Consider the following 13274-nt stretch of genomic DNA (forward strand, 5'->3'; position numbering starts at 1 on the left):
TTCCGTCCCCAGATCCCGAGGAGTGCAGATGAGCGTGGTCGAGCAGGCACGACGAGCCCGGACGGCAGCGGCCGAGTTGGCCGTCGCCACGCGGGCCGGCAAGGATGCCGCGCTGCACGCGATGGCCGACGCGCTGGTGGCGCGGACCGCCGAGATCCTGGCCGCCAACAGCGCGGACCTCACCGCCGGAGAGGCCGGTGGGCTGAGCACCGCCAGCTTGGACCGGCTCGCCCTCGACCCGGCGCGGGTGGCCGGCATCGCCGACGCGCTCCGCCAGATGGCCGCGCTCCCCGACCCGGTCGGCGAGGTGGTCCGGGGTTCGACCCTCCCCAACGGCCTGCAGCTGCGGCAGCTTCGGGTGCCGTTCGGGGTGGTGGGGATCGTCTACGAGGCGCGGCCGAACGTCACTGTTGACGCGGCCGGCATCTGCCTGAAATCCGGCAACGCGGTGCTGCTGCGGGGCTCCTCCTCCGCGGCCCGGTCGAACGCCGCGCTGGTCTCGGTGCTGCGGGACGCGATCGCCGACACCGGCCTGCCAGCGGACTCGGTACAGCTCCTCGACGCCACGACCCGCGACTCGGTGAAGGAGCTGATGCGCGCCCGGGGCCTGGTTGACGTCCTGATCCCGCGCGGCGGTGCGGCGCTGATCCGCACGGTTGTCGAGGAGTCAACCGTCCCGGTGATCGAGACCGGGGTGGGCAACTGCCACGTCTACGTTGACGCCGCCGCGGACGTGGCAAAGGCCGTCGCGATCACTCTGAACTCGAAGACGCAGCGCCTCTCCACCTGCAACACGGCCGAGTCGCTGCTGGTGCACACCGCGGTCGCGGACGCCTTTCTCCCCCCGGCGCTGGCCGCGTTCGCCGCGGCCGGGGTGACTGTACACGGCTGCCCGCAGGTCGCTCGGCACTCGACCGCCGTGCTGCCGGCCACCGACGAGGACTACGCCACCGAGTACCTGTCGGCGGAGATCTCGGTCGCCGTCGTCGAGTCGCTGGACGCGGCGGTCGCCCACATCCAGCGGTACGGGACCGGCCACACCGAGGCGATCGTGACCGACTCCCAGTCGGCCGCCCGCGATTTCGTGGCCCGGGTTGACGCGGCGGCGGTGATGGTGAACGCCTCGACCCGGTTCACCGACGGCGGGGAGTTCGGCTTCGGTGCCGAGATCGGCATCTCCACCCAGAAGCTGCACGCCCGCGGGCCGATGGGGTTGCCGGAGCTGACCAGCACGAAGTACGTGGTCACCGGCGACGGTCAGCTGCGCTGACCGGTCAACGGCAGGCGCGGATCGCCGTCAGCGTCGCGTGGACGTCGAACTGGTGCCCGTCCGCACTCTCCCAGCCCCCATCGCTGCGTTGGGTCTCGGCGAGCCGGCGGCGGGCGCGCACCAGGACCCGGTCCTGCGGGTCCACGCCGACCCGGCGCAGCGTCGCGGCCAGCCAGGCGACGTTGGTCGGGGCCATGTCGCCGATCCGCTCGGCGAGCGCCACCTGGATCCGGGCGGACTCCTGGTACATCTCCTGCCGGAACAGCACCGCCGCGCTCAGCCACCCGGCGGCGAGGAACGATGGCCAGCTCCCGTCCGGGTTCAGCCGGGCCGCGAGGGAGAGCGCGGCGCCGTGCACGACGCCCGCGTATGCCCCGCCGACCCGAGCGTCCAACGGTCCGGCCGCCCGAGCGTCCAGGCCGGCGACGCTGAGCCAGAACGCCGCGCTCGCCGTCAGGTAGAAACCCGCCTCCGGGTCCCCCGGTCGGGCCCACTCGGGGGCGGTGTCGGCCAGCGCGGCGTCCTCTTCCCAGCCCCCCTCCGGTAGCTGGCGCGCGGCGAGCCAGTCCAGCGCCCGTCGGGCCGCCGACCGGCCGAGGGCACCGAGGTCGTCGAGTTCGCCGAGGCGGAAACAGGTCGCGTCAACGGAGGCGGTCTCCCCCTCGACGTATGCCGGCCAGCCACCCGCCGGCAGCTGCCCGGCCTCGGCGACGGCGAGCACCTCTTCGGTCGGCGCCGCGCCGGTGCGTATTCGGGCAAGCCGGGCACGCTCCACCACGTCTCCCCGCGCCACCACGTAACCGATCGCGGCCTCGATATCCACCACGGCGGTCACGCTACCTGGGCAGATGCGATACGGCTCCAGGGAATCGGCCACCGGCCGCCCCGCCCTCCGCCGCCCGGTGCTCGCCGCCGCCGAGCACCGGGGCGTTCCCGCGCGGGCCACCTCCGGCCCGATCAGTACGCGGGCAGCGACGGATCGACCTGCTTGATCCAGGAGAGGACACCTCCCTGGAGGTGCACCGCGTCCCGGAAACCAGCGGATTTCAGCGCGGCGAGCGCCTCCGCGGACCGGACGCCAGACTTGCAGTGCAACACGATCTGTCGGTCCTGCGGGAGCTTGACCAGCGCCTGCCCGGAGATGATCTCTCCCTTGGGGATCAGCGTGGCGCCCGGGATCCGGACGATCTCGAACTCGGCCGGCTCCCGCACGTCAACCAGGAAGAGCTCCTTGCCGGCGTCCTGCCACGCCTTCAGCTCGCCCGCGGTGATCGTCGCGTCCGCCGCGGCCTCCTGTGCCTCGGCCGACACCGCACCGCAGAAGTCCTCATAGTCGGCCAGTAGGTCGGTGACCGTGGGATTCTCGCCACAGAGCGCGCAGTTCGGGTCCTTCCGCACCTTGATCTTGCGGTAGCTCATCTCCAGAGCGTCGTAGACCATGAGTCGGCCGACCAGCGGCTCACCGATACCGGCGAGGAGCTTGATCGCCTCGTTCACCTGAATCGAGCCGATCGAGGCGCAGAGCACGCCGAGCACGCCGCCCTCCGCGCAGGAGGGCACCATGCCGGGCGGGGGCGGCTCCGGGTAGAGGCAGCGGTAGCAGGGGCCGTGCTCGGCCCAGAACACCGATGCCTGCCCGTCGAACCGGTAGATGGACCCCCACACGTACGGCTTGCCGAGCAGCACCGCCGCGTCGTTGACCAGGTACCGGGTGGCGAAGTTGTCGGTGCCGTCCACGATCAGGTCGTACTGGGCGAAGATTTCCCGAACGTTGTCCCGGTCCAACGCGGTGTTGTGGATCTTCACCTCGACCAGCGGGTTGATCTCACGGATGCTGGCGGAGGCGGACTCGGCCTTGGCCCGGCCGACATCGGAGACGCCGTGGATGATCTGACGTTGGAGGTTGGACTCGTCGACGGTGTCGAAGTCGACGATGCCGAGCGTCCCCACGCCGGCAGCGGCGAGATACATCAGCGCCGGAGAACCGAGGCCGCCGGCGCCCACACAGAGCACCCGCGCGTTTTTCAATCGCTTCTGCCCCTCGACCCCGACGTCAGGGATGATCAGATGGCGCGAGTAGCGACGGATCTCGTCAACGGTCAGCTCGGCGGCGGGCTCGACGAGCGGGGGCAGCGACACGGTGATCTCCCCGGGGATCGGCGGTGGCGAACTGCGCCATTGTCGCTCGCCGGGCCGGCCAACGGCCATGAGCGGGGACACGTCGCCCGAACTGCGGGAACGGGAATAACCCGCTGACCGGGGACCGGCCGGCGGAGCGGATGCGCTATCCGGCGTTCCCGGTGTCGGCGAGCAACGCCTCGAGACGACGATTCACCGCGGCCAGGGTGGCCCGTACGACCGCCTGGCGGGGGTCGCCGGCGACCAGCGCGGAGCCGGCGAGCTGTTCGACCCAACCGTCGCAGACCAGCAACACCACGACCGTCGCCACCTCGCAGTTGCCCAGTGGCACCAACGTGGCGTGCTCGACGAAGCAGCGCCCTCGGTCCGGCTGCGGCCCCGGCGCACGCAGTAGCTGATCCACTGCGGCGGCGGCTGCTGCCGCGCTGAGCCGGAGCATGTAGCCATCGACCGCCGGACCGGTCGCGAAGCCGGCCGCGGGTGACCCGGCGGCGAGCAGGCGGACCTCGACGGTCGCGTCGAGCCCGAAGGTGCTCACCTGCACGTGGTCGAGCACCACCCGAGGTCCGGGCCGGCCACCGGTGTCAAGCGGGCGGGACGGGGCCAGTTCGGTCGCGCCGAGCTGCCCCCCGCCGTACGACGTCTCGGCTCTCGCCGGGCCATCGGCGGCCCCGCTGACACCGGTGGCCGGCGTGTCCACGGCGGCGGACCGGCCCCGATGCGGTCCGCCGGAGTGCCACCGGCGACGCGGCGGCTCCGACCGGGCCGCATCCCGGCGCTCGTTCCGCGACGGCAGGCCAGTCCGGGCCGCCGGCCGGTCGTGGGCCGGCCCGTCCGGCTGCCGGTGGGCGGACGACACCACGTCGGCGGGCCCCTCGGGCATATTCTGCGGGGCGGCGGCGAGGCCCATCCGTTCCTGGAGGAGCCGGGCGACGTGCCGACTCACCTCGGCCGGGTCGGCACCGTCGGCGAGCTCCAACCGAAGGCTGTGTGCGCCGGACTTGGTACGACGCAACGCCGCGTCGCGGACACCCGCCACCCCACGGACCGCACCGAGAATGGCGTCCACGTCGAAGACCTCTGGACGTTCGCGCAGCCCAGCGGGTTCGTCGGCTTGGCGGAGGTGGGTGGCGATCCGGGCGAGTTCCGGGGCCTGGGTGGGCGCCTCGGCAGCTGTCAGCTCCGACACCACCGGCACATCCGGCTCAGCCGGGACACGCTGCGGCAACATCGCGGACGCGGACTCCGGCGGTCGGTCGACGTCGGCCAACGGCGCCGGCCCGGCCGGCTGCTCCGCGGCCCGGGGCGCGGGGCCGTCCGGCGGCTGGTGCGCCGACTCGGTGCTGGGCTGATACTTCGGCCGGATGCCGGAGCGATGACCCGGCTCGTAGGCCCGCTGCGGCTCGGCCGCCCAGGCCGGACGCGGAACGCTCGGCTGGCGCCCCTCGCCCGCCTCGGTCGCGTCCGGGTCCGGCCGGAACCGACGCCCGGAGGACTCCCGCGGCTCCCCCGCCGCGTCCCGCGAAGTACCGCCCTGGAACCGTGGGCCGGTCGGCTCCGATTCGTCCCATCCATCCGGTTCCGCCCGAGCCCGCCGCCCCGGCGGCTCCAGTTCGTCCCATCCGTCCGGTCCGGTCCGAGCGCGATGCCCCGGCGGCTCCAGTTCGTCCCACCCATCCGATTCCGCCCGAGCCCAGCCGTCGCGCGGCGGCGGCCCGGCGCCCGGCTGCGCGGGCGCCCACTCGGCTCCCACACTCGGGCCGGACCAGCCCTCCGGCGACAGTGTTGGCTGGTCGACCACCGGCCGAGGGCCGAACTCGGCGGGCGGGTCTGGCCGGTCATCCCCGCCGGCCTCGGATGACCGGCCTCCGGCCAGCGTGGGCGGCTGCTCAGCGGCGGGCACGGACGCCGTCGGCCGGCCGCCACCCGCTTCCTGGGCTGGCGCGCCGGAACGACCCGGCGGCGCACTCACCGGGCCGGGCCGGCTGGCCGGCACCTCCGACTCGGGGTGTGGATATCGACGACCATTGGTCCGATATTCGGTGCGGTGGGGCCGAGAACCGGTCCCGGCCGCGCCGGGCAGCGGAGCTGGCAGGTCGCCATGACGCGGAGAGGAGTCGACCCAACCAGCAGACGAGTCAGACCGACGCCAGGGTGTGGTCGACTCCGGCGCCCAGCCTCCGATGGGAGGAACCCACGGACTGTCGGAACGGGAGTGCACCGGCTGTGGACCGGTCTCGTCACCGTGCTCTCCCGGGGTGGCGGCACCGGGTTGCTCTGCATCACTCACCGCGCGCTCCTTGGTCGCCCCCGCTGAGGCTACCGTGTGGTGACAGTGGCGATAAGTTACGGCGGCGGGCCAATTCCGGGACAGGCGGTAACCCTTGACCGGTTCGGGTGATATGCCAGCTCGTATGAAGAACTCGGAGGCTCCCATGACCGCTGTGGGGAACGGCACCCAGACCGCCGGCCGGCCCACCCGCCTGCCCCGTTCCGCCCGCCGCAGACAGCTGCTCGCTGCGGCGCAGGAGGTGTTCGTCGCACAGGGCTACCACGCAGCCGCGATGGACGACATCGCCGAACGCGCAGGGGTCTCCAAGCCGGTGCTGTACCAACACTTCCCCGGCAAGATGGAGCTCTACCTGGCGCTACTTGACACCCACTGCGACACGCTCGTGGCCAAGGTGCAGGAAGCGATGCGCGGGACCCTCGACAACAAGGAGCGGGTAAGCGCCTCGGTCCGCGCGTACTTCGACTTCGTTGACCACGAGAGTGAGGCGTTCCGCCTGGTCTTCGAGTCCGACCTGCGCAACGACCCCGCGGTACGCCAGCGGGTCGAACGGGTCGAGCAGGGTTGCATCGCGGCGATCACCGACACGATCATCTCGGATACGGGCGTAAGCCGGGCCCACGCGGAGTTGCTCGCATCCGGCCTGGTCGGGGCAGCCGAGACTGCGGCCCAGTTCTGGCTGGCCAGCGGGCGGCAGGTGGCGAAGGCGGAGGCGGAGGCGCTGGTCGCCGCGCTCTCCTGGCGCGGCATCGCGAGCTTTCCACTGCAAGGTGAGTCAGCCTGACCGCCGCCCCCGTGATCGGATAGCCTTCGCAAGGCGGCATTCTCGCCCCAGTGGAGGAGGCACAGTGGAGGTCAAGATCGGCGTGCAGTACGCGCCGCGCGAGCTGGTTCTGGAGAGCGCACAGTCGCCGGCCGAGATCGAGCGGATCGTGACCGACGCCATCGCCGGCGACGGCGGCACCCTCTCCCTCACCGACGAGAAGGGGCGACGGGTCATCGTCCCGGTCGACAAGGTCGCCTACGTCGAGATCGCCGAGGCGTCCTCCCGAGCGGTCGGGTTTACCGTCCGCTGACCAGAACCCTGCCACGGCAGGTGCCGAGGCACTTGCCGTGGCGTGTGTGTGCCCGGGAGGCCGCGCGCGACGCCACGCTTCGGGTGCGGAGCGTGGGATAGCGGCGAGCCAGCCCTGGGATCCCCCCCGGTCCGCCCCGGGGCCGGCGGACGACCGGCGCCGCCTCCCCAGGCGCGGCCACCCCGCAGGCGCGTTCGTGTTGTTCTCTTCCGGGCGGCGGCGCGCGGCCACCCCGCAGGCGTGGCTGGCCGGCAAGGGGCTTCGACCGGCCCGAAGGCCGCTCGGTGCACGGCGGAGCCGGCCACCTACCGCTCGGCCTCGGCTCTCCCCGGCCCTTTCCCGGCCTCACCTGCCGGAATCTGAACAGCGCCGGGGATGTTCAGGTAGAATGGAACAGTTGCCGTGGGCACCGACCGACGTTCGATCTCGATCTGGTCCAACAATCGATCTGGTCCAACAATCGATTAGTTCCTGTTTCGAGCTGGTCGCAGCCGGCCCGCGGCGCGCGTGCGGCCCGGTCCGGCTCGGCGATTTCGCCACCCGACCGTGTGGCCCGCGCCACACCGTCCGCGCCTCGAGGACTCAACGGGGCGCACCCACGAGAGGGCACCCCCACATCGAGATGAGCGAACTCACCCACAACCTCATGGACGGCGCCGAACTCGCCGCCACCGCACCGGTACGCCCGGAAGCGCCCACCTTCGCCGAGTTGGGCGCCCGGCAAGAGACCGTTGACGCGCTCCAGGCCGCCGGAATCACTCGGGCCTTCGCCATCCAGGAGTACGCGCTGCCGATCGCGCTGCGCGGCGTCGACCTGATCGGCCAAGCCCCAACCGGCACCGGCAAGACCCTCGGCTTCGGCGTGCCGCTGCTGGAGCGGGTCTTCGCGCCCGCCGAGGGCGGCGACGGCACCCCACAGGCTCTGGTCGTCGTACCCACCCGCGAACTGGGCATCCAGGTAGCCAAGGACCTCAAGGCCGCGGGCAGTACCCGTGGTGTCCGGGTGCTGCCGATCTACGGCGGGGTGGCGTACGAACCGCAGATCGAGGCACTCCGCACGGGTGTGGAGATCCTGGTCGGTACCCCCGGCCGCCTGCTCGACCTGGCCAAGCAGAAGCAGCTGCGGCTGAACCGGGTCCGCGCGCTCGTCCTGGACGAGGCCGACCGGATGCTGGACCTGGGCTTCCTCGACGATGTCGAAAAGATCCTGGCGATGCTGCCGGAAGAGCGGCAGACGATGCTCTTCTCGGCCACGATGCCGGACCCGATCGTCACACTGTCCCGGCGCTTCCTGCGCCGACCGATGACGATTCACGCCGGGCACACCGCCGAGACCGGCCCCTCACCGCAGACCCAGCAGCTGGCCTACCGCACCCACTCCCTCAACAAGATCGAGATTGTGGCACGGATCCTCCAGGCCAAGGGGCGCGGCCTGACCATGATCTTCACCCGGACCAAGCGAGCGGCCGACCGGGTCGCCGCGGATCTGGACTTCCGCGGCTTCGCCGTGGCTGCCGTCCACGGCGATCTCGGCCAGGGCGCCCGGGAGCGGGCACTGCGGGCCTTCCGCACCGGCAAGATCGACATATTGGTCGCCACCGACGTGGCCGCCCGGGGCATTGATGTCAGCGGCGTTACCCACGTCCTCAACTACGACTGCCCGGAAGACCAGGACACGTACACCCACCGGATCGGCCGGACCGGCCGGGCGGGGGCGAGCGGCGTCGCGGTGACCTTCGTTGACTGGGACGACATGCCCCGCTGGCGGATCATCGACAAGACCCTCGGCCTGGAGATGCCGGAGCCGCCGGAGACCTACCACACCTCCCCGCACCTCTACGCCGAGCTGGACATCCCCCCAGAGGTCACCGGCACGCTGCCCACCGGCGCGCGAACCCGGGCCGGACTCTCCGCCGAGGCCGAGGAGGACCTCGGCGGACGGTCCCGTCGCGGCGATGGCCACGGACCCCGCCGTAGCACCGGCCGGGACCGCCGCCGGGGCCGCGGCGGTGACGCCGGTTCGGGCCCTGGTGCCACCACCGAGCCGGGCGAGGCCGCGGAGCGCACCCCCCGGCGGCGGCGCCGCCGGGACGGCGAGGTGGTCACCCCGGGCGAGCCCGCGGTGTCAGCCACCGGGACCAGCGAAGCGGCCACCGCCGACTCGTCGGGCGGTGCGGCGCCGAAGCCACGACGCCGTCGGCGGCGCCGCGGCGGTGGCTCCGACACCGGCACCGCGGCCAAGCGAACCGACAGCGGCACGGCGGCCGAGCCAACCAACACCGGTACGGCGGCCGAGCCAACCAACACCGGTACGGCGGCCGAGCCAACCAACACCGGTACGGCGGCCGAGCCAACCGCCGACTGAGCATTACGCGCCACCGCCGACGTCCCTCGCTGGCACCAGCGGGGGACGTCACGCGCTCAGCCAGCTGAGCGCCCACCGCCCACCCCCGGAGGATGACACCATGCCGGACTCCCTGCCCGCCGCGCTCGCCGAGGTGCGGACACTGCTGCTCGACGCCGGGCTCAACCGGGCGGTGGCCGCCGGGCGTCGCCGGGGGCTGCGCCCGTCGGTGCCGCGTGCGGAGCTACGGCCGGTCGCCCTCAAATCCGGGCCCCGCCTCCAGGTCATCACCGCGAACGGGAGTGCGCCGCTGACCCGCAACCTCGCCCGGGGCGCGGAAGCGGAGGCGGCGGTGGACGCGCTGCTGGCCGAACCCTTCGGCAACTGGCACGTCGAGACCGCAACGACGACCCTGCAGCTCCGGGTCACAAAATCGGGTGCGGCACAGGTGCACCGTACGGCGGCCCCGCCGGTAGCCGAGCCGGTAGCCGAGCCGGTCAGCCACGACCGGACGAAGGCCCACCTACTCGATCCCGGTGACCCGATCTTCACCGTGATCGGTGGGTCGGCCGCCAAGCGGCGGCAGGTGGACGCCTTTCTGCGCGCGCTCGCCGCGACGCTCCCGGACGGGCTCCACGGCCCACTGCGGGTCGCCGATCTGGGCTGCGGAAACGCCTACCTGACCTTCGCCGCGTACCGCTGGTTGACCCAACAGGGCATCGATGTTCACCTGGTCGGCGTGGATATCCGCGAGGACCAGCGCCAACGCAACACCGAGCTGGCGCGCCGGCTGGGTTGGGCCGATCGGGTGCGTTTCGTGGCGGGAACGATCACCGACGCGGTCGTTGGGCCCAACCCCGATCTGGTGCTGGCCCTGCACGCCTGCGACACCGCCACCGACGAGGCGCTCGCGCGGGCGGTGCGGTGGGGGTCTCGCTGGGTGCTCGCGGCCCCCTGTTGCCACCACGACCTCGCCGCCCAGCTCCGCTCCGAGCCCACCCCACCCCCGCACGAGCTGCTGACTCGGCAGGGCATCCTCCGCGAGCGCTTCGCCGACGTGCTCACCGACGCGGTCCGGGCCGGGCTGTTGCGGCTGCACGGCTACCGGGCCGAGGTGGTCGAGTTCGTCGACTCCCGCCACACGCCGCGCAACCTACTCATCCGGGCCCGCCACACCGGGGCGCCCCCGACTGGTGAGCACTGGTCGCAGTACCGGGCCCTGGTCGACGGTTGGCGGGTCACGCCGCGGCTGGCGGCCCTGCTCGGCGAGCCGGCCGGCGCGACGGCGACCAGTGCGACCAGCCGCCACACACGCACCACCAACCCAACCGGCTGACTTAATCCACAGTGGCCGGTCCTCAACCGGAGCCGCCGTACTACCCTCAGACCGCGCACCGTCGAATGTCTATTCTCGATGATGCGAAGGCCGCACCAGGCCGAGGGGAGGAAAATCAGCGGGGATGGCTTCGGGAAAGGGAACCGCACAGGCAGCGTTCGCCCGCTTCGTCCGGCGCGCCATCGACAATGCCCGCGCCGAGCGCGGCTGGACGGTGACCGACCTGGCGGCCCAGACCGGGGTCGGCCGCTCCACCGTCTTCCGCTGGCTCGCCGGTGACTGGCACGACTACCCCGAGTTGGCCAAGGTGCAGAGTTTCTGCGTCGCGCTCGGCCTACCCGTCGCCGCCGCCTTCCGCGCTCTCGGTCTGCCGGAGGCCGGCTCCACGCCGCCCCGGTGCGGCAACGACGGCCCGCTCGAGGCAGATATCCGGGCGATCCTCGAGCGCCTCGCCGACCCGGCGGTGTCGGTCGAGGAGAAGCACCACATCCGGGACCTGCTGCGCTACCTGGCCCAGCGGCCGATCCACCAACCGGACTGAGCTCAACCGGCGACCGCCAGGGCGAGCGGAAGCACCTCCGGCGCTCCCGCCCGACGCAGTTCCCGGGCCACCATCGTCATGGTCCACCCCGAGTCGACGAGGTCGTCAACGAGCAGCACCGGACCGGCCAGTCCGACCAGGGCAGCGGCCAGCTCCGACGACAGGGTCACCGAGCCGTACAGGGCGCGTACCCGTTGGGCGCTGTTGCCGCGTGCTCCGCCCCCGGCGGCCACCGCGACGGTGCCGAGCAGTGGCATTCGCCCCACCGCGGCGATCCGCCCGGCGAGCGAGGCAACCAGTCGCGTGTGACGGGAGCCGACCGCGACCACCCCGACAGGGCGACGCGGCCAGGGGTCGGTGCCGTGCGCCCATTCCCGGAGCACCTCCACCACGGCGGCAACCACATCGTCGGGCGCCGCCACGTCGACCGTGCCCGGCCCGACGAGTTCGCGCAACCGCCCGCCCCAGCCGAGGTCAGAGAGGCGCCCGATGGCCCGGCCTGGCAGCGCCTGCTCGGGAGGGGCGATCCGCCCCCGGAGGGGGACATCCACCGCGGCAAGGCCGGTTGGCCAGAGCTTTTTCGGGGCGATCCCGACACCGGAGCGACCGAGGAACGCCTCGGCCGCCCGCAGCGTGTCCCCGGACAGCTCCGCGGCGAAGGTCGGTGCGGCACACCGGTCACATCGACCACAGTCGGTTGCCTCAACGTCGTCCAGGCACTCCCGCAGATAACGAAGGCGGCAGCCGGCGGTGGTCGCGTACTCCCGCATCGCCGCCTGTTCGGCGGTGCGGGCCGCGGCGACCCGACGCAACCGGGCCTCGTCGTAGGTCCAGGGTTCGCCGGTGGCGATCCAGCCACCCCGCACCCGGCGGACCGCACCGTCAACGTCCAGAACCTTGAGCATCAACTCCAACCGGGTACGGCGCAGGTCCACGATCGGCTCGAGCGCCGGTGTGGAGCGGGGGCGGTCGGTGGACAGTGCGGCCAGTACCGACCGCACCTGATCCTCTGGCGGGAAGGCCAGCGCGGCGAAGTACCGCCAGATCGCGGCGTCCTCGGCACCCCCGGGCAGCAGCAGCACCTCGGCGTGGGCGACGGCGCGGCCAGCCCGGCCGACCTGCTGGTAGTACGCGATCGGCGACGGTGGCGCGCCGAGGTGTACCACGAACCCGAGGTCGGGCTTGTCGAAACCCATCCCTAGCGCGCTCGTGGCCACCAACGCCTTGATCTTGTTATCGAGAAGATCCTGCTCGGCGGCGCGGCGATCCGCGTCGTCGGCCTGGCCGGTGTACGAGGCCACGGAGTAGCCCCGGGACCGGAGGAACTCGGCGGTCTCCGCCGCCGCGGCCACCGTCAACGTGTAGATGATGCCGGAGCCGGGAAGTTCATCCAGGTGATCGGCGAGCCAGGCCAGCCGGTGCGCCGGGCCGGGCAGGTCAACCACACCGAGTCGCAGTGACTCCCGGTCCAGGCTGCCACGCAGCACCAGGGTCTCGGGCCCCCCACCAGCCCCGGACGCGCCACCGGGCCCGGACGCCACCTCGGGCCCGGACGCCGCCTCGGGCCGGGACGCCGCACCGAGTTGCTCGGCGACGTCCTGGGTGACCCGGGCGTTGGCGGTGGCCGTGGTCGCGAGCACCGGCGTACCGGCCGGCAGGTTACCGAGGAACGTCCGCAGCCGGCGATAGTCGGGGCGGAAATCGTGCCCCCAGTCGGAGACGCAGTGCGCCTCGTCCACCACGAGCAGCCCGGTGGTGGCGGCCAGTTTCGGCAGTACGGCGTCCCGGAAGTCCGGGTTGTTGAGCCGTTCCGGGCTGATCAGGAGCACGTCCACCGCGCCCGCGTGGATCTCCCCGGTGATCTCGTCCCACTCGTCGAGGTTCGCGGAGTTGATGGTCCGGGCTCGGATCCCGGCCCGGGCGGCCGCGTCGACCTGGTTGCGCATCAACGCCAGCAACGGGGAGACGATCACTGTCGGTCCGTGCTCGCCGGCGGTCCGCAGCAATGCGGTGGCGACGAAGTAGACCGCCGACTTACCCCAACCGGTGCGCTGGACGCAGAGCACCCGCCGTCGGTCCACCACCAGCGCCTCAATCGCCCGCCACTGGTCCTCACGGAGCCGGGCGTGCGCTCCGGCCAACCGCTGCAGGACTGCCTCAGCCTGCTCCCGTACCGCCGTTCGATCCTGGCCCATCCGGCATTTCTACCAGTGCCCCCGCGCTGGCCGGCGGCCGTCGGCCTACCCGGCTGTGTGAGGATCGACTGCGGTAGTCCCCC

At 72.5% G+C, this 13274-nt stretch carries 10 protein-coding genes; 6 read left to right on the forward strand and 4 right to left on the reverse strand.

Going from position 1 to position 13274, the window contains the following annotated elements; genetic code table 11:
- The first annotated feature begins 28 nt into the window (after positions 1 to 28).
- Positions 29 to 1270, forward strand: a complete 1242-nt coding sequence (locus H0524_RS16840) for a glutamate-5-semialdehyde dehydrogenase (protein WP_180199501.1) — start codon at positions 29 to 31, stop codon at positions 1268 to 1270.
- Between the two features lie 4 nt (positions 1271 to 1274).
- Here the strand turns inward: H0524_RS16840 and H0524_RS16845 are convergent, their stop codons facing one another.
- From H0524_RS16845 to H0524_RS16855, 3 genes are all read right to left on the reverse strand, one after another.
- Entirely contained in the window at positions 1275 to 2105 is an 831-nt protein-coding gene (locus H0524_RS16845; protein WP_180199542.1) for a prenyltransferase/squalene oxidase repeat-containing protein, read from the reverse strand.
- A gap of 122 nt (positions 2106 to 2227) precedes the next feature.
- Positions 2228 to 3478 (reverse strand): adenylyltransferase/sulfurtransferase MoeZ, encoded by a 1251-nt coding sequence (gene moeZ, locus H0524_RS16850; protein ID WP_180199502.1) that lies wholly within the window; start codon positions 3476 to 3478, stop codon positions 2228 to 2230.
- 76 nt (positions 3479 to 3554) lie between these two features.
- The gene (locus tag H0524_RS16855; RefSeq protein WP_375372007.1) at positions 3555 to 5381 is read right to left on the reverse strand and encodes a hypothetical protein; all 1827 of its coding nucleotides are present in this window, start codon (positions 5379 to 5381) and stop codon (positions 3555 to 3557) included.
- A gap of 442 nt (positions 5382 to 5823) precedes the next feature.
- Here H0524_RS16855 and H0524_RS16860 point away from each other — a divergent pair, with 442 nt between their 5' ends.
- The 5 genes from H0524_RS16860 (at position 5824) to H0524_RS16880 (ending at position 10996) form a co-directional block, all read left to right on the forward strand.
- A complete protein-coding gene (locus H0524_RS16860) occupies positions 5824 to 6483 on the forward strand; it encodes a TetR/AcrR family transcriptional regulator (RefSeq protein WP_018819709.1) in 660 nt (219 codons plus the stop codon).
- A 64-nt stretch (positions 6484 to 6547) separates the two neighbouring features.
- A complete protein-coding gene (locus H0524_RS16865; RefSeq protein WP_018218186.1) occupies positions 6548 to 6775 on the forward strand; it encodes a DUF3107 domain-containing protein in 228 nt (75 codons plus the stop codon).
- 622 nt (positions 6776 to 7397) lie between these two features.
- Positions 7398 to 9140, forward strand: coding sequence for a DEAD/DEAH box helicase (locus H0524_RS16870; RefSeq protein ID WP_180199504.1), 1743 nt, complete (start codon positions 7398 to 7400; stop codon positions 9138 to 9140).
- 100 nt (positions 9141 to 9240) lie between these two features.
- Complete coding sequence (locus H0524_RS16875; protein ID WP_180199505.1) at positions 9241 to 10455, forward strand: SAM-dependent methyltransferase; 1215 nt, start codon at positions 9241 to 9243, stop codon at positions 10453 to 10455.
- Between the two features lie 124 nt (positions 10456 to 10579).
- Positions 10580 to 10996, forward strand: coding sequence for a helix-turn-helix transcriptional regulator (locus tag H0524_RS16880; RefSeq protein ID WP_180199506.1), 417 nt, complete (start codon positions 10580 to 10582; stop codon positions 10994 to 10996).
- A gap of 2 nt (positions 10997 to 10998) precedes the next feature.
- Here H0524_RS16880 and H0524_RS16885 read toward each other — a convergent pair whose 3' ends face one another.
- Complete coding sequence (locus tag H0524_RS16885; protein ID WP_180199507.1) at positions 10999 to 13191, reverse strand: RecQ family ATP-dependent DNA helicase; 2193 nt, start codon at positions 13189 to 13191, stop codon at positions 10999 to 11001.
- Positions 13192 to 13274 lie beyond the last annotated feature (83 nt).

This window comes from Salinispora sp. H7-4 (genome assembly GCF_013416675.1).
In the GTDB taxonomy this organism is placed as follows: domain Bacteria; phylum Actinomycetota; class Actinomycetes; order Mycobacteriales; family Micromonosporaceae; genus Micromonospora; species Micromonospora vitiensis.

Excerpts from the sequence above, each read along its gene's own strand:
- H0524_RS16840 (WP_180199501.1), top strand. The coding sequence starts at position 29 with ATGAGCGTGGTCGAGCAGGCACGACGAGCCCGGACGGCAGCGGCCGAG.
- moeZ (WP_180199502.1), bottom strand. The coding sequence starts at position 3,478 with ATGGCCGTTGGCCGGCCCGGCGAGCGACAATGGCGCAGTTCGCCACCG.
- H0524_RS16860 (WP_018819709.1), top strand. The coding sequence starts at position 5,824 with ATGAAGAACTCGGAGGCTCCCATGACCGCTGTGGGGAACGGCACCCAG.
- H0524_RS16870 (WP_180199504.1), top strand. The coding sequence starts at position 7,398 with ATGAGCGAACTCACCCACAACCTCATGGACGGCGCCGAACTCGCCGCC.
- H0524_RS16875 (WP_180199505.1), top strand. The coding sequence starts at position 9,241 with ATGCCGGACTCCCTGCCCGCCGCGCTCGCCGAGGTGCGGACACTGCTG.
- H0524_RS16880 (WP_180199506.1), top strand. The coding sequence starts at position 10,580 with ATGGCTTCGGGAAAGGGAACCGCACAGGCAGCGTTCGCCCGCTTCGTC.
- H0524_RS16885 (WP_180199507.1), bottom strand. The coding sequence starts at position 13,191 with ATGGGCCAGGATCGAACGGCGGTACGGGAGCAGGCTGAGGCAGTCCTG.